Source organism: Cellulomonas sp. P4_A2 (assembly GCF_056402515.1).
Window position 1 is genome coordinate 85,085 of record NZ_JBFUHG010000006.1, and the last position, 22,805, is coordinate 107,889.

Here is a 22,805-nt window from a genome sequence, read left to right on the forward strand (position 1 = left end):
GGAGCGAGACGTGGTGCGTCCCATGCTGGGTGACCTCGAGCTGGAGCAGGTCCAGCTCGTCGAGACCGACGAGGACCAGGTCGTCGTCCGCCACCCCGTCCCTGCGCTCGAGGGCGACTTCCTGCAGGACATGGGCCGCCGCGGCGCGCGCCTGTCCCTGACCGGGGTGCTCACCAAGCCGGAGGTGCAGGACTCTCTCAAAGACCTGCGGGACTCGTTCCACGCCGGCGACCCGGTCGCGTTCGTGTCCGACATCTCGTCGGCGACCCTCGTGGACGACGTGATCATCGAGCGGATGGACGTGCGCGAGCTCGCCGGCCGCGACAGCGCGTACGAGTACCACCTGACGCTGCGCGAGCTCACCGAGGCCGAGCCGATCCACGAAGAGCCGATCATCATCCCGCCGCCCCCGCCGCCGGTGGTCACCGACGGCAAGCTCGCGATCACGGTGGTCGTCGAGGGCGACCCGGCGTTCGACATGGACCGGGTCAAGGTCTCGGTCGACGCCAACCCGCCCGCCGGCGGGACGGCCCGCGTGCTGACCAACCGCGTCCGGCCCGACACGTGGTTCGAGGACCCGTTCCCGGCGGGCAGCTGGACCGCGACCGCCCTGGTGGACGACAACGCGACGCCCACAGGCCAGCACGAGACGCTCACCGGCTCGGCCGACGTGGTGGTGCGGGAGGGCGAGACCGCCCAGGCGACGATCGTCCTGCGCCGCGGCTCGAAGATCGGCACCGTCTTCGTCATCACGTTCCACTTCGACAAGGCGTTCGTCGAGCCGTGCGAGCGGCACGTGCTGCAGCAGGTCCGCGCGTACGCGGCGGCGCACCCCGACGAGAAGATGCTGATCGTCGGCAACACGGACCTCGTGGGTTCCGACGAGTACAACCAGGCGCTGTCCGAGCGTCGCGGGCGGTCCACCTACGCGATGATGACGTTCGGCAGCGACCCGGCGAAGTCGGTGGCCGAGTGGGACGAGCTGCGCCGGGCCCGCCCGAGCGGCACGATCACCACCGTCCGCGACACCTGGGGCACCCGCGAGATCCAGTTCATGCTCCAGGACCTGGGGCGCTTCCAGGGGAACGTCGGCAAGGACGCCGCCCTGACCGACGAGGCGATCCGGAAGTTCCAGTCCGACCACGGCCTGACGCCCGACGGCGTGGTCGGCGACGACACGTGGCCCGTGCTGATCGAGGAGTACCTGGCGCACGAGGCGATCGACTTCCCGACCGCCCAGCTCATGCCCAACAAGAACGCGGCCGGCTGCGACAGCGGGCCGCTGCGCTGGATCGGCGTCGGCGAGCAGGACCCCGTGCGGAACATCCCGACCGCGTGGCGGCCGAACCGGCGCACGGAGCTGATGTTCGTCAAGGAGGACACATTCCCGTGCCAGGTGCCCGAGCCGGTGACGCTCGCGCTCGTGCCCGAGGGCGCCGGCGGCGGGGGCTGGTGCCTGAACGACGGCACGGCGACGAGCCGCAGCTGCTTCGTCACGCGGTACGGCGAGCCGTGCCCGACGAACGCGCCGGGCACCACGGGACCCGCGCCGGCCGACCGCACGTGGTGCCGCGTGCCCGCCGAGCCGGGCACCTTCCCGGTCGAGGGGAAGATCACGTTCGAGGACGGCACACCGTTCGCGCAGGGGTCCTACGTGCTCATGGCGCCCGACGGCGAGTACCTGAACGGCGAGGTCCCGACCACCGGCGTCGAGCACGCGGGTACGCCGGTGCCCGGCCGGACCGCCGACGACGGCAGCTTCACCTTCCCGCCGCCCCCGCCGCAGAAGGGCCGCGGCACGTATGTCATCTCGGTCGACGGGCCGTTCCTCGTGCGGTCGCGCTCGCAGACGCTCGCGGACGTCACGGGCAACGCGACCTGCTTCCGGCTCGACGGGTCGGCGCCCGCCGACATCGTCATCGTCGACCGCGCCGTCGGGTCGGTGATCCCGATCATCTCGGGCCGGATCGAGCCCGACGCCGGGACGACGACCGCGGTGCTGACGTCGCCCGGACCGCCGTTCGTCGTCGTGAAGAAGGTGCACACCAACCCCGCGCGCAAGCCCGTCGTGCTGCGCGCCACCCCCGCCTTCGTGGGGACCGGCACGTTCACGCGGTCCAGCGACCGGGTCCGCTTCTTCGACGCTGCCACGGCCGGCACGGAGCTGACGTTCGACGGCGTCGACAACGTGTTCACGTCGGCGCAGCTGCTCGCAGGCGTGACCCTGTTCGCCGAGGGACGCGCCGCGAGCGCCGCCGTCAACGACGTCACGCTCACGCTGGCGCTGACGGTCAACGGCACGCCCGGCCACAGCACGACCCACACCATGACCTCGGTCGAGCTGTTCCTCGACCTGCACCAGAGCCGCACGGCAGCGGGGGTCGCGCCGGCGGCGCTGGGCGAGGCCGCGAAGATCAACCCGGGCCGGTTCGTGCAGGTGCAGGACACGGGCAACCACGCCGGCCGCGCCCTCGTCACGGTCCGGCAGGCCGTCCCCGCCGCCTTCACCGGCACGCTCGTACTCACGGCGCTCTCGCCGCGCACGCGGTTCTTCGCGGCCGCCGACGAGGTCGCCGCGGCCGGTCAGGCCGTCGTCCCGGCACCCGTGAACCTGCCGAACGCCGCGATACCGGCGGCGGGCACCCAGTTCTGGGTGGAGGGCACGGCGGTCAGCGGGGCGCTGCGGGACGCGTCGCTCCAGCTCGGCATCGACACCGTCGAGGCCGACGGCGACCGCGCCGTGCTCACGGTCGTCCAGCTGAGCAGTCTCACCGCGACCATCCCCGCGACGCCTGCGGCTACGGCACGCCTGGGCAACTCACCCGTCCCGCCGCACGTGGTCACCGTCGGCGCGGTTCCCGCCGCAGCGGACTTCGACGAGGACCCGACCGTCAACCCGCCGGTCGCCCTGGTCGAGAACTCGGTGGTCGCGGCGACGCCGATCACGCTCTCGGTGACCGTGGCGCCCGCGGGGGTGCCCGTGCTCTGGGGAGCGCAGCGCGCGCGGGGGCTGTCGGCGGCGTCCGGCGGTGACGACGCACCGGGGATCGTCGCCCTGAGCGCGGGGGCCGCGCCGACCGTGACAGCCACGGGGGCGACCACCGCGACGATGCTCACCGACAACGTGGGGACGTTCCACGTGCGGCCGTTCGTCGACGGGAACGGCAACGGGGTGTTCGACCACAAGATCGACCGCGAACCGAACCTCGTGCTCAACGTGGTGCTCGGCCGGGCGACGATGTTCCTGGACAGCTCCGTGGCCCGCAGCACGAACTTCGCGGTCACGCCGCGCGGGGTCGGCGGGATCAACGTGAGCTCGGGCTCGTTCAACATCGCGGCCCCCGCGACCGCCGCGATGCACATGAACGCGCAGGTGGACCTCGTGACCGGCGGCGCGAACGGCCGACGCCTGGTGGCGCAGTTCTTCGGCGGCTGGATCAACAACGAGACCGCGGTCGAGGCGATCGCGGGGACGTTCGTGGACGGTGGCGGCGTCGCACACACGGATCCGACGGTGTTCGCGTCCAACCGCGGCGCGGCGACGGGCGGCACGGCGGGGAGCCCGATCTTCCTGCCCGGCGACCCTGCGCCCGCGCTGATCGCGCCCCCCTTGCTCGACTCGGGCCGTGGCGCCGGTGTCGTCGGGCTCGGCGGTGACTCCGCCACGCTGACGCGCAGCCGGATCCGGTCGCGGACACCGCAGGCCCTGGGCGAACGGTGGATCGTCGAGTCCGTCGACAGTCCCGGGGACGGGGAACCGGCCACGCACCCGGGGTTCGCCGCGGCCACGCTGCGCCAGTTCCACTTCGGACTGACGTTCTCCTCGACGCTCGGGGTCTGGACCAACCGGACGGCGGTCAGTGGGGCCACCGGCGACCCGGCCGACCGGGCGTACGCGGTCGTGCTGCAGGTGCGCTGGACGCAGTTGGGCGAGTGGACCGTCACTCCGGGCACCGGGGCGATCGCCGTCGTCATCGGCCCGACCACGACGATCGCCGGCACCACGACGACGAATCCCGCGGTCGCGGCATCGACCACGCCGGTCGAGGTGCGGTTCCCGGCCTCGACCGACCAGCTGGCAAGGGATGCGCGGGCATGAGCGAGTACGCCGTGAGCTCCGAGATCGTCGACGCCGGCCTGGTGGTCGTCGTCGAGGTGGTGGCCGAGGACCTCGGGCCGTGGGTCGACGACGGCTCCATGCTGACCCGGACGGGCACGGTCGGACTGCGGGTGCTCGAGGTGCTGCGCGGACGCTCTCGAACCGCCGTGGGCGAGACCGCGACGGTCGACATCGTCGACCGCACGGCCGCCGCGCGCCGCCCGGGCGGCTACCACGGTCTCTGGTCCCAGGTGCCGACGAGCATCGGCACCCGGCTGGTCGCCTTCTGCGACTCCGCGTCGACGGACCTGGCCGTGGCGCTCACGGAGGAGCACTGCACGCAGCTCGTCGAGGCCTCGACAGTCCTCGACGACCTGCACGCCGCGGTCGCGCTGCAGAGGCGCCACCTCGTCGCGGACCCGCTGCTCACGGCGGCCGAGAGGCAGCGGGCCACCGGTGGCGCGATCTTCGCGCGGTACGTCTGGGTGGCCACCCGCGAGGCCCTCAAGGCCTCGGTCGAACGGTTCGAGACGCTCATGCAGATCGCCTCGTCCCCGCAGACCTCCGTCGCCGCGCAGGAGGCCTACCTCGTGTCGGCGTACGAGGACGTCACGTTCACGGGGGACTTCCCGCAGGAGCAGCGCGCCTCCCTCGTGCGCGCCATGCTCCGCAGCGCGCTCGACCCGCGGCTCGGAGAGCTGCGCGGGCATCTCGTGAGCGTCTACGTGCCGAACCTCGTGCGGTCCCAGCCGCTGCCGGCGGCCGTGGTCTTCGCAGCCGACGAGCAGCTGCGCGAGGCGGTCCGCGACGAGGTCGTCGACCCCCTCGACCCCGCGACGACGAGCCCAGAGCTCGCCCGATGGCTGACGAGCGAGGTGTCGTGATGCTGCGCCCCGGCTACCGCCTCACGATCGGCGACCACGTGGTCGACACGACCGCCGAGGCCCGCGCGAGCACCGCGATCGAGGTGACCGTGGTGCTCGACATGGACACCCCGGCCGACTCCCTGACGCTCGTGCAGGGGCAGGTCGGCGGGCTGCGGGCGGTGCCGGGCGACGACCTGTCCGTCGAGCTCGGCTACACCGACGAGGACGACGGGCTGCTGCGGGTGCTCACCGGCACGGTCGTCGCGGTGGAGCCGGGGCTGCGCACCGCGCGGATCATCGGGCACTCCACGGCCGACGCCCTGCTGCGCACCCGGCTCGACCGGACGTTCGAGGACGGGTCCGCCGGCGACATCGTGCGCGCGCTCGCCGACGAGGCCGGCGTCGACGTCGAGCGCGTCGAGGACGGTCCGGCGCTCTCGGCGTACGTGGTCGACGGTCGTCGCGACGCCGCCCGGCACATCCGCGACCTGGCCGAGCTGGCCGGGTTCGACACCTACATGACGCCCGAGGGTGGCCTGGTGTTCGAGGCCCTGACCGGCAGCCGGACGGTCCATGTCCTCAAGTACGGGGAGCACATCCTGGCCGCCGAGCAGACCCGGGTCCGGCCGCGCGCCGGGACGGTCGAGGTGTGGGGCGAGTCGCCCGGCTCCTCGCGCGGCGACGAGTCGTGGTCGTGGCTCACCAACGACCCCTCGTCGCGGCGTGGGACGGCCGGCACGGGCAGCCCGACGCTCGTGGTCGAGCGGCCTGTCATGCGCACCGCGCAGATCGCGGGCGTGGCGGCGCAGGGGATTGCCGACGCGATCACGGCGTCCGCGCTGCAGGTCTGGGTCCGGATCCAGGGGCGTCCGCAGATGAAGCTCGGCGACCTCGCGCGGCTCGAGCGGTTCCCGTCGCGCGCCGGCGTGGACCAGCTCGACGGCACGTACCAGGTGCGCGGCGTGACGCACCGGCTCACCAAGGCCGACGGCCTGCTCACCGACCTCACGCTGCGCAGCCTCGTCGGCGCCGCGGCCGCCGCGGCCGCACCGGGAGGGGGAGCACCGTGACCCTCGTCGACACCATCGCCGCGATCGTCCGTCACGAGCTGGCGGCCGTGCGCGTGACCGAGCTCGGCATCGTCGAGGAGGTCTACCCGCACAGCGACGCCGACGACGACGGGAACTACGGCGTCGACGTCACGCTCAAGAACAGCGGCCTGGCGCTCAAGCGGGTCCCCGTGGCGACCGGCCACGTGGGGTCCGTCGCGATCCCCAACGTGGGCGACCTCGTGGTCGTCGCGTTCGACCACGGCGACGTGAACAGCCCGCTGGTCATGGCCCGCGTGTACGACGACGTCGACCGGCCGCCGCTGTCCACGAGCGACGAGATGGTCATGCGGCTCCCGCTGGCCGCGGACGACGACGCGAGCGTGCTCTACGCGCTGCGCAACCACCAGGACCAGGACCCCAAGCGGGAGATGGTCTTCGAGATGCCGCCCAAGATCACGGTGCGGATCGTCGACGGCGTGGTCACTGCGACCGCGGGCAAGACCGAGCTCGTCCTCGACCAGTCGGGGTCCAGCGGGGGCACGGTCACCGTGAAGTCCGGCTCGTCGACCGTCGTGATGGACCAGGACGGCGACGTGACGCTCGAGTCGGCGGGCGACGTGACGCTCAAGGCGGCGGGCGACATGACGCTGGAGGCCGGCGGGTCGGTGTCGGTCAAGGCCGGCTCGAGCCTGACCGCCGAGGCGGGGTCGAGCGCGACCGTCAAGGGGCTCATGGCCTCGCTCGAGGGCACCGCGGGAGCGACCGTCCAGGGCGCCTCGATCTCCGTCAAGGGCATGACGTCGTTCACCCCGTGACCCGACCAGGAAGGAGGACCAGCGATGCCAGGGATGCCCGTCACCATCGGCGCCTCCGTCATGGTCACGCCCGGCGCGGCCGGCGCGCCGGACACCGGCACGATCCTCGTGATCCTGCCTCCGTTCCTGACGGCGGGCGGCATGCCGCTGGCCACCACCGGGTCGATCTGCCTGATGGTCAACTCCGTGACCGGCGTGCCCTACCCGCTGACGATCGGACCGCTGGGCAGCACCGGCGTGACCGTGAGCGGCGCCGGCCTGGTGCGGATGGGCGACATGATCCCGTCGCCGCCGGGGGTGCTGACGATCATCGGGCCGCCTGCCGCGACCTTCGTGAACGACTCGTGGCCGCCATGACCGGGCCCGCGATCCCGAACCCCACCAACGAGAGGACGCAGCGATGAGCACGCCGACGGCAGCCCTGTTCGGCGCCGACCTGCGCCTCCTCGGCGGTCTTGAGCACGCCGAGCAGCGCGAGCGCGGCGACGACCTGTACGTCGCCGTCCGCCCGCAGCAGCTCGACCCCGCGAACCCGGTGCAGTCCCCGCACGACCTGCAGAGGCTCGAGGGCGTCGAGGACCTCCAGCAGGCGCTGATCCTGCGCTTCCTCACGCAGCAGGGAGAGCTCGCGCACCTCGGCCACCCCACCTACGGCAGCCGCCTGCACGAGCTGATCGGGGAGCCGAACACCGAGACCACCCGCAACAAGGCCAAGCTCTACGCGCTGCAGGCGCTGAACGAGGAGCCGCGGGTCGCGTCGGTCCGCTCGCTCACCGTCGACACGCGCCCGGGGCAGCCGACCTTCGTCGACATCCGGGCCGCCGTCGTGGCGATCGACCAGGTCACCGAGCTGAACCTCGTCTTCCCCGTGCCGCTCGAGGGGGGTGTCTCGTGAACATCGACACGGTGACCCTGGTCAACCGCCCGTTCGGGGACCTGGTCGACGACATCCTCACGTCGGTGGTCGGCGGCGTGGTCAACGAGCCGATCCGGTTCGACCTCAAGGTGCTCACCTACGCGCTCGCGGAGCCGTCCTCGGGGGTCCGGGGCATCACCGGCATGACCGAGGACGGGCAGGCCCGGACGTTCCTGGCGCGGATCGACTTCGAGTTCAGCCCCGTCACCAACGTGGTGGTGTGGCTCGACGACGGCACGCTGCCCAAGGACGACTCGACCTTCTACGTCGACTACTTCCGCGTCGACTCCCGCTCGCCCCTGTCGGACATCAACGTCGGCTCGGTCACCCGCACGCTCACCGAGGCGGTCGGCCGCGAGGTCGCGACGGTCTACGAGCAGATCAACCTCGCCTACCTGTCGGCGTTCGTCGACTTCGCGACGGCGAAGTCGCTCGACTACGTGGTCGCGATCCTCGACGTCACGCGCAAGACCGCCGAGTTCGCCGAGGGGCTGGTCACGTTCTTCCGCAGCCCGACGGTCGACGGCAACATCACGATCCCCGCCGGGACCCGTCTGACGACGACGAGCGGGTCGGTCGTGTTCGTCACCACCCAGGTGCGGACGCTGCAGCGCGGTCAGGTGCGCATCGACGTGCCCGTGCGCGCGGACACCGGGTTCGCCGGCGACCCCGGGCTCGTGGCCGCCGGGACGATCACGGAGATGTCGCAGCCGGTCGGCGGCATCGAGCGCGTGAGCAACCTCGACGCCACGCTGCGGGCGGCCGCCGACGAGACGGACGACGAGCTGCGCACGCGCGCCAAGGCCGTGCTGCGCGGGCTCGGCAAGGCGACGCTCGCCGCTCTCGACCGGGCGATCCGGGAGGGCCGCGGGACGCCCGTCGAGTTCTTCGACCCGAACAGCCCGCTGGCCAACCGGTCCGAGCCGGGCACGGTGACCGTCGTCGTGGACGCCGAGCCGGAACGCCTCCCGAGCCTGCTCGACGCCGTGCACACCACCCGCGCCGCAGGCGTGCTCGCGACACTCGTCGCGCGGTACGTGTTCATCACCCCGCGGATCCGCGCGACGATCACCGGCGGGCTGTCCAACCCTGGCAAGGAGCAGGTGCGGACCGACATCGTCGCCGCCCTGCAGGCCTACGTGGACGGCCTCTCGCGCGGGAACCCGGCCGACGGCGCCGCGATGCTGAAGGCCGTCACGGACGTCGACGACGTGACCGCCGCGGTCATCGCGGACGTCGTCGTCGCCCGCGCCGACCTGGCCGGACCCGACGGGGACGGCGCCCTCGTCGACGCGCTCCTGCAGGCGGTGCTGCTGGCACCTCCGGACGGGCTGCGGGACGCGCTGGTCGCCGCCGTCGACGCGACCGGCAGCCAGGCGCCGAGCGGCGGCGCCGTCCCGGACCGGTCGCTGCTGCTCGGTCCCACCGGGGCACCCGCCACCGACGCCGAGATCGAGGCCGGCACGTTCCAGGTCTCGGCGACCGTCGCGGGCGACCCGTGGTGGATCGCGCTGCAGATGGTGCCCGGCGACGTCGGGACGGAGGACGCCGGTGCCTAAGGCCGACCGGATCCTGGCCAACCTCCCGCCGACGTTCAAGCTGCGGGGGGACCCGTCCGCGCTGCGCGCCCTCGTGGACGCCTACGGCGGGGAGCTCCAGGCCGCCGAGAACGCCCTCGTCGCCGTCATGCGGGCGCACTGGGTCGAGTTCGCCGATGCGGGCGAGACCGAGGTGTTCGACCTTGCCCGGTTCGGCGCCCTCTACGGCCTGGCGCCGAGGCCCGACGAGAGCGTCGAGGAGTTCCGCGAGCACCTGCGCCGGTACGTCAGGACGCAGCTCGACAGCACGGTCACCGTGCAGGGGATCCTGCGGACCACGGCGGAGGCCCTCGGGCTGCACATCGAGGACGAGGCCCTGGACACCTGGTGGTCGCGGCCCGAGCCGGTGCTCGTCACCTCGCAGCCGGTCGGCGCGGATGCGGCGTCGCTCGTGCTGGGCGTGCCCGCGGTCTCGTCGATCGGGCTGCCCGCGGCGCCGGCCGCGCTGACCGGGTCCGTGGTGCTCCCCGAGAGCGTCGACCTGAGCGCGCGGTCCGCGCTGTGGCTCGCGCTCGACGGTGCCGGGGCGGTGCGGGTCGACCTCGCGTCCGGTGCTGCTGACCCGGCCGCCGTCACCGCCGCGGAGATCGTCGGCGCGATCGAGGCGGAGCTCCCCGGGGTCGCGGAGCTCGTCGACGGTCGACTCGTGCTCACCTCGTCGTCCACCGGGCCGACCGCGCAGGTCGAGGTTGCCGACGGGGACGGCGACGTCGCGGACCTCGTGCTCGGCCTGCGCCCGCGGTCGTACCTCGGGGTCGCGGCGACGCACGCGCGGATCGTCGGGACGCCCGACCTGTCGACGGCCCTCGACCTCACCGACGCGCGCTACCTGCGCCTCGCCGTCGACGCGACCCGCCTGGCCGAGATCGACTGCGCCGCCCTCGCGCCCGACCCGGCCGCCGTGGACCTCGCCGACGTGACCGACGCCATCAACGCGGCCCTCGGCGTCACCGTCGCCTCCGACGACGGCCGGTTCCTCACGCTGACCTCCCCGACCCTCGGCCCGGCCGGCTCGCTCGTGGTCCTCGACCCCGCCGCGCAGCCCGCGGCCGACCTGCTGCTGGGGCAGGCGCCGCGCAGCGCGACGGGTTCTGCGGCGCGCAAGGCCACGGTCGTCTCGGACCGCAGCATCGGCCTGGGCGTCGACCTGCGCACGGCCTCGGTCCTGCGGCTCCAGGTCGACGCCGACCCGGCCGTCTCGATCGACATCGCGGGGCTGGATCCCGACGCCACGACCCCCGCCGAGATCGTCGCGTCGGTGAACGAGGGCGTCGGCGCCACGGTCGCGTCGCACGACGGCGACCGGGTCACGCTCGTCTCGCCGACCGAGGGGGAGACCGGTCAGCTGCGCGTCGAGGACGTGGACGGCGACGCCGCCGAGCCGGTGATGGGCCTGCGCCCGAGGTCCGCGCACGGCGCGCCGCCGGTCACCGCCGCCGTCACGGGCACGGCGAACCTCGCGGGCACGGTGGACCTCTCCGCCCGCGACACCCTCGTGCTGGCCCTCGACGGCGCCGAGCCGGTGCACGTCGATCTCACCTCGCACGCCGCGGACCGCACGCACGCGACGCTCGAGGAGATCGCGACCGCGATCAACACCGGGCTCGGCCGGCCCGACGACGACCCGGTGGCCTCCGACGACGGGGCCCACCTCGTGCTCGTGTCGCCCACCGAGGGCGCGGGCGGCCGGCTCGAGGTGCGGCCGCTGACCAGCACGTCGCGACGCCGCTTCGTCACGCGCGCCCGCGTCACCGACGACGCCGCGACCACGGTGCTCGGGTTCACGTCCCGCAGCGCGACCGGGACGACCGCGACGTCGGCCCGGCTGACCGGGACGCCCGACCTCTCCGGGGGCATCGACCTGACCGTGAACCGGTGGCTGCGGCTCGGCATCGGCGACGCGGCGCCCGTCGACATCGACCTCGCCGGACCCCGCCCGCGCGCGACCACACCCGCCGAGGTCGTCGAGAGGATCACCGCCGTCTTCGCGGGAAGCGCACAGACCGACGGCCACACGGTCACGCTCACCGACCCGGTCCCGGGCGCCGGCTCGCGCGTCGTCGTGGCACCCCCGCAGGCGCTCGACGCCCTGAGCCTCGTATTCGGCGACGCCCCCGCCCAGGTCCCCGACGACGTCCGGGGTCGCGGCGCGGCGAACGTGCGGTTCGTCGGCACGGTCGACCTGGCCGAGGGCGTCTCCCTTCCCGCGGACGCGGCCCTGCGGCTCGGCGTGGACGGCGCCGCGCCGGTCGACGTGCCCGTGGGCGACGGCGTCGCGACGACCGTCCGGCCGCTGAGCCAGCTCGTCGCGCAGATCAACTTCGCGCTCGGCGGCTCGCTGGCCGCCCACGACGGTGAGCACCTGCTCCTCACGGCCGCGGCCGGGCTGGTGATCGAGGCCCCGACCGCCGGGACCGACGCCACGGCGGCGGTTCTCGGCATCTCGGCCCCGCGCACCTACGTCGGCCTGCCGGCCTCGTCGGCCCGGATCGTCGGCGTGCGCGACCTGACGGCCGGCGTCGACCTGCACCTGGCGCACCTGCTCGTGCTCACCGTGGACCGCGAGGACCCGGTGACGGTCGACCTCACGGCCGCGGCGGACGACCCGAGCGCCGTGCCCGCGGGCGTCCTCGCGGCCGCGATCAACGCCGCCACGACCGCGAACGCCACGACCGTCGCGATCCCCGGCGGCGTCGCGCTGCAGATCACCTCCCCGACGACGGGACCGAACAGCCACCTGGTGCTGGGCCGGTCGGGTGCGGGGGACGCGGCACCTGTCGTGCTGGGATCCGGTCCGCGACAGGCCTCGGGCGTCGCGCCCGGGCCCGCCACGGTCGACGGGGTCGTGGACCTGATCGGACCCGTGGACCTCAGCGAGCGGTCGGTGCTGCGGCTGGCGATCGACGGCGGCGAACCGGTCGACGTGGACATCGCCGGGGTCGTCCCGTCGGCGACCATGCTGAGCGAGGTCATCGTCGCGATCGACACGGCGCTGCCCGGCGTCGCGCAGCGCGGCCCTGCCGACACGCTGCGGCTGGTCTCGTCGTCCGACGGACCCGACAGCCGCGTCGAGGTGGTCCCCGTCCGATTCCTGGACCTGCAGGAGTACCCGCCGGCCACCGACCAGGTCACCTCCGCGGTCCGGCACGGCTCGGCCCTGCGGTTCAGCAACACCGGTGCCGCGGCCGTGCCCGGTCGCGTCGTGCTCGACACCGCCGCAGGGGTCGCCGGCCCGCGCCTGGCCGACCCGTCGGCGGGCTGGTCGGTGCGCATCGACGGCGCGGTCGTGGCGGGCGGACGGCTCGTGCTCGAGGTCGGGCCGTCGGGGGACGTCGTCGCGACGGTCACCGTGGGCGGGGCCACGCACGACGTCCCGGTCCTGGTGACCGGCGCCGACCCGCTCACGGTCCGTCGCGGCCGGAACACGTGGAGCTACACCGAGTGCCGGGCGGCGCGGTTCGACTCCGCGGTGTTCGACGACGACGAGTTCGCGGGCGGCTCCTGCTCCGAGGAGGCGATCTTCGACCTCAGCCGGTTCGGCCCGTCGGCGGTGCCGGCCGTGTTCGCCGGGACCGAGCCGCACGCGGCGACCGCGCAGGTCCAGGTCACGTGGGACAGCCACGAGGCCGGTTCGTTCGTGGTCAACCTCCCGCGCGAGCTCGACGTCCGCTTCGGCGAGGAGCTCGGCGTGGTGCGGTTCGGAGCGGGCGAGCCGGAGCATCTCGCGGGCGTCGTGACCGAGCCGGTCGACGACCCGAGCCACATCGTCACGCGGATCAACGCGGACTCGCGCCTGGTCGAGGCGGACCCGATGTTCGTCGCGCAGGTGCCGATCGGCTGGTCGGCCGTGACGCTGCCCTTCCGCGACCCCGTGCACCTCTCGCTCGGCCGGCCGGACCAGGCCGCGCGGCTGTACCTGGCCGACCCGGGCTTCGGTTCGCGCTTCCTGGTGCTGCGCGCGGCCGAGGTCGGCACGTACGGCAACCGGATCTCGGTGAGCGCCCGCGTGGCCGGCCCCGCGATCTTCGACCTCGACGTCTTCTTCACCGGCAGCGCGTTCGAGAACGCCCGCAGCACCGTGCTCGGACCGCCGCTGCCCACCCTCGCCGACGACCTCCTCGCGCCGCGCCCCCAGGGCGTCGGCACGGCCAAGGCCGCCGGGATCCGTGCAGTTGTCACCAGGGACCGGGTGGCAGTCGGCCAACCCAGACCGCCCGAGGAAGGAACATCATGAGCGAGACGACCGACGCGCCGTACGTGAAGCGCGACCCCGGCGACCTGCTGACCGCCGAGGACTGGAACACCCTGCAGGACAAGATCCACGACGACATCCGCTCGACGTCGCAGGCCGCCGCCGACGCGGTGACGCACGTGGCCAGCGCCGACGACGCGGACCACCTCGAGGGCAAGGACCTCGACGCGCTGACCGACGAGATCACCAAGCGCGTGCTCGACGAGGTGCGCGGCCGCAGCGGCTACCAGCAGCTGTTCAAGATCCTGCGCGCGGGCGAGGTCACCGTCCTCGAGCACGAGCTCGGGACCGCACCGCTGGTCGACCTCTACAAGCTCGAGTACTTCGCGGTCGTCACCCGCGAGGACGACGAGACGCGCCTGACCTACGCGACCTTCTACCTGCACAACTCCGAGGAGAAGCGCGTCCGCGTCAACGACCCGGACAACCCGTCGAAGCGGATCTCGGTGAACATCCAGGCGCCGGACCTGCCCGAGCGCGGGATCCCGTTCGCGGACATGCTCGCCCGCTACGACGTGCCGTACACCGACACGACGACGCTCGACGACCTGGAGACCGAGTTCTGGAAGGCGTTCTACAAGGACCCGAACGACCAGTTCGGCGACGACCAGTACTCCCACTCGCCGTGGCTCGAGCGGTGCTGCAAGGAGCAGCAGACCGTCAAGCAGCTCAAGGCGAACGGCGACTGGAACGACATCGTCTTCCAGTTCCGCCCGCACCGGACGGAGAACTTCGTCGGGCTCCCGCAGCTCGACAACGGCCTGGCGGCGGTGTTCCCCAAGCCGGCCAACGTCCACATCTCGCACCTCGACAACAACCGCACCGCCGTGTGGTTCACGGGCGAGGCGGTGCACGACGTCCCGCCGAAGGACGGCACGCTCGCCGACGAGGGCGGCAACGACGACGAGGAGGCGGCCCGCGAGTACATCGGCACCCGCGAGTTCGACTCCGAGCTCAAGCTGATGATCCTGCTGAAGGTCTGAGCCGGCCCGTCCTGCTCCTTCCCGTTCCCGACCTGATTTCCGACGACGAGAGAGGTCCACCGATGCGCGTGGTCGCGGGTCACGCCGGGCGGCAGCTGCCGTTCGAGCGCGACCGTCGCCTGGTCCTGCGGCGTGTGCCCGTGGGGGCCGTCGTGACGCGCGCCGTGCTCGCGCTGACGCCCGTGAGCACGGACGCGGGCCGGCGGTTCCTCGAGACGCTCAGCTTCACGGGCGGCGTGGGGGACTGGGGTGCCAACAAGGTCACGACGAACGGGGCCGTCGAGGTCGACCTGCACGCGCGCCGCAAGCTCGCGTCCCTGGCCGGGTCGGGTCTGGGGGGCGGGTCGGTGTTCGTCGACATCGGCGGCGGCTACCTGGGCGTCAACACGAGCGGCGGGCTCGGCTCCGGGCCGGCCCTGGCGTCGGCGGACTCGATGGACCTGCCCGGACTGACCGTGACGGGCCTGCGCATCCCCGTCGCGGGCTCGCCCGACGTCAGCCAGGTGCGGGTGTCGTCGCCACCGAGCAACCTCACGCTCGCCGTCGAGGGCGGCCCGGTGTTCTTCTCGCACCTCGGCGACCTGGTGGACCCGACCTCCACCGGCGACTTCTCCGACCTGCTCAACGGCCTGCTGCCCACGCTGGACGTGGAGAACGGCTGCTACGTCGTGCCGTTCCTGCTGCACTCCGACACGATCGCGCGCCTTGACCTCGCCCTCGAGCTCGACTTCACGCTCGCGGTCAGCGGGTCGCCGGAGGGCGTGCGGACGGTCTCGGCGCCGTACGCGTACGACGGCACGCCGGTCGCCGGTCAGGGGAAGCTCTCGGTCAGCGTCCCGCCGGGGATGGTCGCCGTCGAGGGCGGGACCGTGGGGCGCGTGCAGGGTGCGTTCGCCGAGACGCGGGTCGTCTACGGGCCGGTCACCGGTGCCGCCGCGACCGAGCTCGTGCAGGTCGCCGCCGGGCAGTCGCTCGCCCAGCCGTTCGTCCTGCCGGGCACGCAGGTGGCCACGTCCGTCGACCTCCTGCTCACCGCCGTGACCTCGGCCGTCACGCTCGCGATCGACCTCGTCGACGACCTCGACGGCAAGCCGGGCCGCGCCTCGATGCTCAGCCGGCCCGCGACGGTCAGCCTGACGCGTGACGCCGCGGGCAGCCCCACCTGGGTCAGCGTCCCGCTGCCGGCCGAGGTCGAGGTGGTCGCCGGCCAGCGCCGGTGGATGGTGCTGCAGGTCCGCGAGGGGACCGCCGCGTGGAGCGCCGGCCCGGACACCGGTGCGGGCGCCGCCCCACCGACGGCGGTCGGCGGTACCCCGCCGCCCCCACCCGTCCTCCAGCTGACGCGCGACGGCGGCCTGTCGTGGCGCGCCGTCGTCGGCGACGCGTCCGGCGCGCTGGGCGCCCACCTGCGCCTGCGGCACACGACCGAGGGGTTCCAGCTGCCGCTCGAGCTCCGCGTCGGTGCGGGTGGCACCGAGGTTGCCGTCGACCTGCAGCGGTTCGCCGCATCGGGCACCGTCGACTTCGGCCTCGGCTTCCCCGAGGTTGCCCGGGCCGTGAACACCGCGCTCGCGTCGGCCGGTGCCGGGGCCACCGCGGGCGGTGGGGAGCGCGTCGCCAACGGCGACTTCGTCGACTGGTACCGGGTCGGCACCGTGGTGCGGGACGGCCGCACGCTCCCGTTGCGCCGGCCCGACGAGTTCCTCGGCGTCGTCGCGTTCGGGCCGGACAGCGCGATCGCCCACCTGGCCACGCAGCAGCAGTCCGACGGCTCCACGGTCGCCGCGCGGTACGTGCGGTCCAACGTGTTCACGCGGATGCCCGAGGTCGACGAGGCCATCGGGGTGGGTGCCCCCGGGGCGATCGTCGTGGACGCGTCGGGCCGGACCGCCCTGGTCTCCTTGGACCAGCTCCGCGTCGTCGGGGTGGCGAGCGGCGGCCCGCGCGGCGTCCTGGTGCTCGTCGACACCGACACCGGCCGGCCGGTCGGCGCACCCGTCGCGGTGCCCGAGGGCATCGGTCGGATGGCGGCCGCCCCGGACGGTCAGGGCGTCTACCTGCTGGGTGCGACGAGCACCCAGGCGGGCATCGCGTCGGCTGTGCGGCACGTCGGCTGGTCCGACCTGCGGGCCGCCGCGGCGGGCTCGACGGTGCCCTGGTCGTCGCTTCCGAGGGCCGTCGAGACCGGCAGGCCGGTCGACCTCGCCGTCGGGCCCGACGGGCGCGTGGTACTGCTGGTCGAGGTCGACGACGCGACCGGGGTGCCCGCGTCGAGCGTCGTCACGTACGCCGACCGCGCGGCCGTCGCGAGCGGGACGTCCGACGAGATCGCCGTGCAGCCGGGCGCCCGCGCGGTCACCGTGACGCCGGACACGCAGTCGATCCTCGTGCTCGGCCCGCAGGAGGTCCGATACCTGCGCGCGGCCGACCTGTCCACGGAGCTGGACCTGGACCTGGGCGTCGACAACGACCGCCCGACCCAGGCGTTCGCCGTCGACCCGACCGGGCAGATCGGCGTCGTGATCGCCGGTGGGTCGGCGGTCGCGTTCGACGCGTCCGACCGACGTCTCACCGGCGACCGGCCGGTCGACCTGCCGAACCTCGACAACGCCCACGTCGCGATCAACGCGGCGGGCACGCACGCCGTCGCCGTCGGTTCGGGGGCGTCGTCCGCCAACGTGCTGACGCTCGGCGACGCCGTGCCGGCCGAGTGGGAGATCACCGCCGGGTCCGTGCGACCCGCGGGACTCGCGACGACCGGCGAGGTGTTCGCGGTGCTGGGTCTGGCGTCCGTGGCGTCGAAGAGGCCCACCGAACGTGCCTCCGACCCGGCCGAGGCCGAGCCCGCGCCGACCGTCCAGGCGTCGTCGATGTCCCAGGTCGTGCCCGCCGTCGGGGGAGCGCGGTACCGGTTCTCGTTCGACGGGATCGCGTTCGTCGAGGGGGCCGTCGCGCAGGTGCGCTGGAAGGGCGACCGCTGCTCGGGCGAGCGGGTCGACCGGGTGCCCGTCACCGCGATCGACCTGGAGAAGCGCCCGTCGGTGGACGCCATCCCGCACCACGAGGCCGTCCTGGTCGCACCCGCGAACGCCACCCAGGCCGAGATCCGGTTCTTCACTCCCGAGCTCATCCTGGCCGTCGACAAGGTCAGCCTCGTCGGGTCCGCCGACGTCGTCTCCTCGACCTGGACCCCGTCGTCGCCCACCACGACCTCCGCGCCCACGGGCTCGGGCGTGACGCTCTCCAACGGCGGCGCGGTCCCCGACACGGTCAGCCAGCACGTCGCCGCGACCCCGGGCGACGCCTACGACCTGCAGCTCTCCGCGACGGTCAGCGGCGAGCCCGGCGTGGCCGTCGAGCTCACGTTCACCGACGACGCGGGTGCCGTCCTGGGCCCGGTCGCCCGGGTCCCGCTCGACGCGCTCGACTTCGACCGCCGCTCCGCCGGCGGGACGGTGCCGGCCGGCGCGACGGAGGCGACCCTCGGCATCGTCCTGCCCGCCGGGTCGGCCGTCGTCCTGAGCGAGCTCACGCTCTCGATGGGCGCCCCCGCGGACGTCGGCCTCTACTTCGCGTCCCAGGCGCCCGGCGAGGTCCGCATGACCGACGTCGCGGTCACGTTCGACGCCGGGGTCTCACCGCCGGTGGCGGTCCCGTCCGGCGGCCTGTGCCCGGCCACCCCGAGCGGCGACGGTCCCGAGGGCGAGTCCTGCTACTGCCAGTCCTGCGGCTCCCACACGCCGGCGACGAAGGCGGTCGCGGCGGTGTCGCCGGCCGGCCGGCCCGTCACCGTGACCCCGTGCCAGACGTGCGGCGCGGAGCGCGTCCGCGTCGGTGGCCGGGTGGCGCTGCACGCCCAGCCGGTGCGCCTGCAGCAGTTCCAGGTGCTCGACCGCGTCGCCGCCGTCCGGCCCGCCTCGCAGGTCACGGTCCTCGCGCAGCAGGCCAGCTACTCGGGTCCGGCGGTCGTCAGCCGCGTGCGCGTCGACGCCCCGATCCTGGCCATCGACGGCATCGCCGAGCACCGCGCCGCCGCGCTGGCCGCCTCCGGCATCACCGACGTGGTGACGCTCGCGAAGGCGGACCGGGCCACCGTGGCGGCCCTGCGCGGCGTGTCCGACAAGCAGGCCGCCGCGATGATCGCCGAGGCCCGCGTCCTGGTCCGCGACCAGGGCCGGCGCGTGGTGTTCGAGTAGGGGTCAGGCGTCGCGGGGTGCGAGCCGCAGCACGGGGATCGTGCGCGTCGTCTTGTGCTCGTAGGACCGGAAGCCGGCCGACCGCGCGGTGAACTGCGCCCAGCCCGCCTCGCGCTCGTCGCCGGTGAGCTGCGTCGCGCTCACCTGGAGCGTCCCGTCGTCGGGCGTCTCGATCTCGACGTCGGGGTGGGCGAGCAGGTTGTGGAACCACGCGGGGTTGTCGGGCGCTCCGCCCTTCGAGGCGGCGACGAGCCACGAGCCGTCGGCCTGCGCGATGCCGGCCACGGGGCTGACGCGTTCGGTGCCGGTCTTGGCGCCACGGTGGTGCAGCAGGACGAGTCCCTTGCCGAACCCGTTCGTCGTGACGTCGCCGCCGTTCGCACGGAACTCGTCGATGATCTGCTTGTTCCAGTCGCTCATGGGCTCAGTGTCAGGTCGGTGCCGGCTCCCTCGCGACTCGGGCCTCACCCGGATAGACGACGCCGACCTGCCGGCGGATCTCGTCGGCCGTCTCCAGGATCGTGACCGTCTCGTCGAGGGGCAGCAACGGCGAGTCCGTGCGACCTTCCGCGACGTAGGTCGCGAGCGCCGCGGCCTGGAACGCGAGGCCGCCGTACCCGTGGACGCGGTTGGCGTCCCAGGTCCCGGACCGCTCGCCGACGGTGAGCGTGACGCCGGCCGGGACGTAGCACCGGTCGTCCACCTCCAGCCGGCCCAGCGACCCGTACACCTGCGCCGTGTGCCCGGAGGCGGTGAGGATCGACGTGAAGAGCTGCGCCTGCGCGGTGCCGTAGCCGATCTGGGCGCTGACCTGCGCGTCCACCCCGGTCGTCGTGAGGGAGCCCGCGGCCTGGACGCTGGTCGGCCGCACCGGGAGTCCGGCCGCGCGCGCGACCGACGACGCGAACGACAGCGGGTAGATGCCGAGGTCGAGCAGCGCGCCGCCGGCGAGGGCCGGGTCGAGCAGCCGGTGCGTCGGGTCCTGCTCCGCGCGCACGCCGTAGTCCGCGGTGATCCGGTGCACGTCCCCGAGGAGCCCGTCCTCGAGCACCCGGCGCACGACGTCCGTGTGCGGGAGGTAGCGCGTCCACATGGCCTCCATGAGCAGGACGCCCGCCTCGCCGGCGGCCGCGACGAGCTCGCGCGCCTCGTCGGCGTTGCGCGTGAAGGCCTTCTCGACGAGCACGTGCTTGCCGGCCCGCAGCGCGAGCAGCGCGTGCTCGCGGTGGTGGCTGTGCGGGCTGGCGACGTAGACGGCGTCGACCTCGGGGTCGTCGACAAGAGCCTCGTAGGACGTGTGCACCAGGTCCACCCGGTGCTCGGCCGCGAACGTCGCGGCCCGTTCCGGCGAGCGTGACCCGACCGCGACGAGCCTCTGGCGGGTGTGCTCGCGCAGGGCGGTCGCCCACTGCTGCGCGATGTGGCCAGGGGCGAGGATTCCCCAGCGCAGCGGGGGAGCGTCCGCGGGGTCGGCGGTGCGCGGCTCGGGGAGGGTCAGGTCCGACATGCGCACAGCCTGTCATCGCGCGCGGGGCTCTCGGGTCAGTCGGCGTGGTCGTGCTCGGCGGCCGCGGACTCGAGCCGTTCGAGCGGGCTCGGGCCGTCGTGCGGCTCCGGCGGCGCATCGAGGTGGCGCACCCTGAGCTCGTCCATGAGCGCGGCGACGAACGCCGGGCCCTCGTCGTGCAGGAGCTGCTGCCTGCTCTGCAGCGCGGCGCTCCCCGGTCGCCACTCGAGGCCCCAGTTGCCCAGGGCGTCCAGGATCGGAAGGGTCTGGATGCCGGCCTCGGTGAGGCTGTAGCGGGCGCGCGCCCCGCGGGCGGCCGTGCCACGGGTCAGGATCCCCGCCTCGACGAGCCGCACGAGGCGGTCGGCGAGGATGTTCGACGCGATGCCCTCGGCCGAACCGGTGAGCAGCGCGCGGAAGTGGCGGCGGTCGCGGAAGATGACGTCGCGCAGGATGAGCAACGACCAGCGATCTCCGAGCACGTCGACGGCGGCGCCGATCGGACCGCCAGACCCTGGTTCCACGACCCCTCCTTGACACGTCTTTCGGCCTCACTATAGTGGTTGCAGATCGCAATCACTATGCGAGGAGGAGACGATGGGCCGTTTCGTGTACGCCATGAACGTGTCCCTCGACCTGCGGATCGAGCAGGTCCCTGGCGACGACGGCGCGGGCGAGTGGCTGCGCATCGACGAGGAGCTGCACCGCGAGCTGAACGCCTTCGCACGCGCGGCGTCGATGATCGTCCACGGCCGGGTCTTCTACGAGACGATGGAGCAGACGTGGCCGGGGGCGCGCGACGACGACTCGTTGCCCGAGGTGCTGCGCGAGTACGGCGAGATCTGGACCACCACGCCCAAGGTGCTCGTCTCCCGGACCCGGCACAGCGCCGATCACGACACCCGGATCATCGGGGGCGACGACGCCATCGAGCAGCTCGCGGTGCTGCGCGCCGAGACCGACGGCATGATCGGCGTCGGTGGGGCGTCGCTGGCCACCCAGCTGCTCCGCGCCGGCCTGCTGGACGAGCTGCTGCTCACCACCCATCCCGCGATCCTCGGCTTCGGTCGGCCGCTCTTCGACGACTACGACCGGCCCGTCGAGCTCGACCTGCTCGAGCACCGCTCGTTCGACTCCGGCGTGACGCTGCGCCACTACGCCATCCGCGACGAGAGCGAGGTCGGCTGATGCTGCGACAGGTCGCCGAGGGTGTGCTCACCCACGAGAGCACGTTCCTGCAGAGCAACGCCGTCGTGGTGCACGGGGCGGCGGGCGTCCTGCTGGTCGACCCGGGAGTGCTCGCCGACGAGCTCGCCGGCATCGCCGGGGACCTGGGACGGCCCGTCGCCGCGGGGTTCTCGACGCACCCGCACTGGGACCACCTCCTGTGGCACGCCGGGTTCGGCGACGTGCCCCGCTACGGCACGGCCACCTGCGCGGCCGCCATCGCGGCGCGCCTCGCCGACCCGGACTGGAGGGCCTTCGTCGCCAGGATGCTCCCGGAGGACATCGCGGACCAGGTGCCGGTCGACGACGTCTTCGGCCGCATCGACGGCCTGCCCGCCGGGGCGACAAGGATCCCGTGGGACGGCCCGGCGGTCCGGGTCATCGAGCATCGCGCGCACGCCCCCGGGCACGCGGCGCTGCTGATCGAGGAACGTGGCGTGCTCGTCGCCGGCGACATGCTCTCCGACGTGCTGATCCCCTTGCTCAACGCGTTCGCCGAGGACCCGGTCGGGGACTACCTCGCCGCCCTGCAGCTGCTCGAGGACGCATCGGACGGCGTCGAGGTCGTCGTGCCCGGCCACGGGTCCGTGGCTGGAGCCGCCGAGCTCCGCACACGGATCGACCAGGACCGGGCCTACCTGCACGCCCTGCGCGACGGGCGCACGCCCGACGACCCACGGATCGGTCCGCGGGCCAGGGCAGGCTACGAGTTCGTGACCGGTCTGCACGAAGGCCAGCTCGAGCGGTTCACCCAGAACCGCGACGAGGCGAGCTGAGAGCTCGCCGGACGGACGGACTGGAGCGGACGACGGGAATCGAACCCGCGTAGCCAGTTTGGAAGACTGGGGCTCTACCATTGAGCTACGTCCGCACAGGTCCGACCGTCACCCAGAGCTCTGAGTGATCAGTCCGGACCGCGGCACCCAGGGTACCGGGTGCGCGAGGGCGCAACGTGCACCCAGCCGCCCTCCGGGCCTGGTCGGGTGTGCCGGGATGTGGCGCAGGTTGGTAGCGCGTCCGCTTTGGGAGCGGAAGGTCGTGGGTTCGAATCCCGCCATCCCGACAAGGGTTCTGTCGAGGCGCCGCGGCTCGGTGGGACGGCGGCCGAGCGCCGACGGCCCGCGGTCCTCGCGGTCCTCGTCAGCCGTCGAGCGGGCGTGGGCTCGCTTTGGGCCACCCGGCGCGGTGACGTAAGATCGAGGGTCGCCAGCGCGCGCCCGACGGGTCTGCGCGCGGCAGTCGTGAGCTTGAGCACGCAGAATCCGCTCAGAGATCCACGGAGAACGCCGGAGTC

Annotated in this window: 15 protein-coding genes and 2 tRNA genes; 13 read left to right on the forward strand and 4 right to left on the reverse strand. The window is 73.6% G+C overall.

Going from position 1 to position 22,805, the window contains the following annotated elements; all coding sequences use genetic code 11:
- Nucleotides 1-10 precede the first annotated feature (10 nt).
- The 10 genes from AC1DUE_RS08180 (at nucleotide 11) to AC1DUE_RS08225 (ending at nucleotide 18,777) form a co-directional block, all read left to right on the forward strand.
- Entirely contained in the window at nucleotides 11-4,099 is a 4,089-nt protein-coding gene (locus tag AC1DUE_RS08180; protein ID WP_477038907.1) for a peptidoglycan-binding protein, read from the forward strand.
- The gene (locus AC1DUE_RS08185; protein WP_477038908.1) at nucleotides 4,096-4,983 is read left to right on the forward strand and encodes a hypothetical protein; all 888 of its coding nucleotides are present in this window, start codon (nucleotides 4,096-4,098) and stop codon (nucleotides 4,981-4,983) included. Before AC1DUE_RS08180 ends, AC1DUE_RS08185 begins: the two co-directional genes overlap by 4 nt.
- Nucleotides 4,959-6,035 carry a hypothetical protein gene (locus tag AC1DUE_RS08190; RefSeq protein WP_477038909.1) on the forward strand — a complete coding sequence of 359 codons (1,077 nt, stop codon included), beginning with the start codon at nucleotides 4,959-4,961 and terminating at the stop codon, nucleotides 6,033-6,035. The genes AC1DUE_RS08185 and AC1DUE_RS08190 overlap by 25 nt, the downstream gene beginning before the upstream one ends.
- Nucleotides 6,032-6,832 (forward strand): phage baseplate assembly protein V, encoded by an 801-nt coding sequence (locus AC1DUE_RS08195; RefSeq protein WP_477038910.1) that lies wholly within the window; start codon nucleotides 6,032-6,034, stop codon nucleotides 6,830-6,832. The genes AC1DUE_RS08190 and AC1DUE_RS08195 overlap by 4 nt, the downstream gene beginning before the upstream one ends.
- 24 nt (nucleotides 6,833-6,856) lie before the next feature.
- Nucleotides 6,857-7,189: a hypothetical protein gene (locus AC1DUE_RS08200; RefSeq protein WP_477038911.1), complete on the forward strand. Its 333-nt coding sequence runs from the start codon at nucleotides 6,857-6,859 to the stop codon at nucleotides 7,187-7,189.
- 43 nt (nucleotides 7,190-7,232) lie between these two features.
- Nucleotides 7,233-7,727, forward strand: a complete 495-nt coding sequence (locus tag AC1DUE_RS08205; protein WP_477038912.1) for a GPW/gp25 family protein — start codon at nucleotides 7,233-7,235, stop codon at nucleotides 7,725-7,727.
- On the forward strand, nucleotides 7,724-9,307 hold the full coding sequence (locus tag AC1DUE_RS08210; RefSeq protein ID WP_477038913.1) for a baseplate J/gp47 family protein: 1,584 nt from the start codon (nucleotides 7,724-7,726) through the stop codon (nucleotides 9,305-9,307). Before AC1DUE_RS08205 ends, AC1DUE_RS08210 begins: the two co-directional genes overlap by 4 nt.
- Nucleotides 9,300-13,580 carry a hypothetical protein gene (locus AC1DUE_RS08215; RefSeq protein WP_477038914.1) on the forward strand — a complete coding sequence of 1,427 codons (4,281 nt, stop codon included), beginning with the start codon at nucleotides 9,300-9,302 and terminating at the stop codon, nucleotides 13,578-13,580. The genes AC1DUE_RS08210 and AC1DUE_RS08215 overlap by 8 nt, the downstream gene beginning before the upstream one ends.
- On the forward strand, nucleotides 13,577-14,581 hold the full coding sequence (locus AC1DUE_RS08220; RefSeq protein ID WP_477038915.1) for a hypothetical protein: 1,005 nt from the start codon (nucleotides 13,577-13,579) through the stop codon (nucleotides 14,579-14,581). Before AC1DUE_RS08215 ends, AC1DUE_RS08220 begins: the two co-directional genes overlap by 4 nt.
- Before the next feature lie 62 nt (nucleotides 14,582-14,643).
- Nucleotides 14,644-18,777: a hypothetical protein gene (locus tag AC1DUE_RS08225; protein ID WP_477038916.1), complete on the forward strand. Its 4,134-nt coding sequence runs from the start codon at nucleotides 14,644-14,646 to the stop codon at nucleotides 18,775-18,777.
- Between the two features lie 3 nt (nucleotides 18,778-18,780).
- Here the strand turns inward: AC1DUE_RS08225 and AC1DUE_RS08230 are convergent, their stop codons facing one another.
- Genes AC1DUE_RS08230 through AC1DUE_RS08240 form a run of 3 tightly spaced genes read right to left on the reverse strand, consistent with a single transcriptional unit; the run spans nucleotide 18,781 to nucleotide 20,808 of the window.
- Entirely contained in the window at nucleotides 18,781-19,197 is a 417-nt protein-coding gene (locus AC1DUE_RS08230) for a nitroreductase/quinone reductase family protein (RefSeq protein WP_477038917.1), read from the reverse strand.
- Nucleotides 19,198-19,207: 10 nt separating this feature from the next.
- The gene (locus AC1DUE_RS08235; protein WP_477038918.1) at nucleotides 19,208-20,284 is read right to left on the reverse strand and encodes a Gfo/Idh/MocA family protein; all 1,077 of its coding nucleotides are present in this window, start codon (nucleotides 20,282-20,284) and stop codon (nucleotides 19,208-19,210) included.
- A gap of 35 nt (nucleotides 20,285-20,319) precedes the next feature.
- On the reverse strand, nucleotides 20,320-20,808 hold the full coding sequence (locus AC1DUE_RS08240) for a winged helix-turn-helix transcriptional regulator (protein WP_477038919.1): 489 nt from the start codon (nucleotides 20,806-20,808) through the stop codon (nucleotides 20,320-20,322).
- A 73-nt stretch (nucleotides 20,809-20,881) separates the two neighbouring features.
- On the opposite strand from AC1DUE_RS08240, the gene AC1DUE_RS08245 reads away from it, so the two are divergent.
- Complete coding sequence (locus AC1DUE_RS08245; protein ID WP_477038920.1) at nucleotides 20,882-21,472, forward strand: dihydrofolate reductase family protein; 591 nt, start codon at nucleotides 20,882-20,884, stop codon at nucleotides 21,470-21,472.
- A complete protein-coding gene (locus AC1DUE_RS08250) occupies nucleotides 21,472-22,287 on the forward strand; it encodes an MBL fold metallo-hydrolase (RefSeq protein ID WP_477038921.1) in 816 nt (271 codons plus the stop codon). The genes AC1DUE_RS08245 and AC1DUE_RS08250 overlap by 1 nt, the downstream gene beginning before the upstream one ends.
- A 21-nt stretch (nucleotides 22,288-22,308) precedes the next feature.
- Here the strand turns inward: AC1DUE_RS08250 and AC1DUE_RS08255 are convergent.
- Nucleotides 22,309-22,382 (reverse strand) — tRNA-Gly (locus AC1DUE_RS08255).
- A 118-nt stretch (nucleotides 22,383-22,500) separates the two neighbouring features.
- Between AC1DUE_RS08255 and AC1DUE_RS08260 the strand changes: the two genes are divergently transcribed.
- Nucleotides 22,501-22,574: transfer RNA gene (locus AC1DUE_RS08260), tRNA-Pro, on the forward strand.
- Nucleotides 22,575-22,805 lie beyond the last annotated feature (231 nt).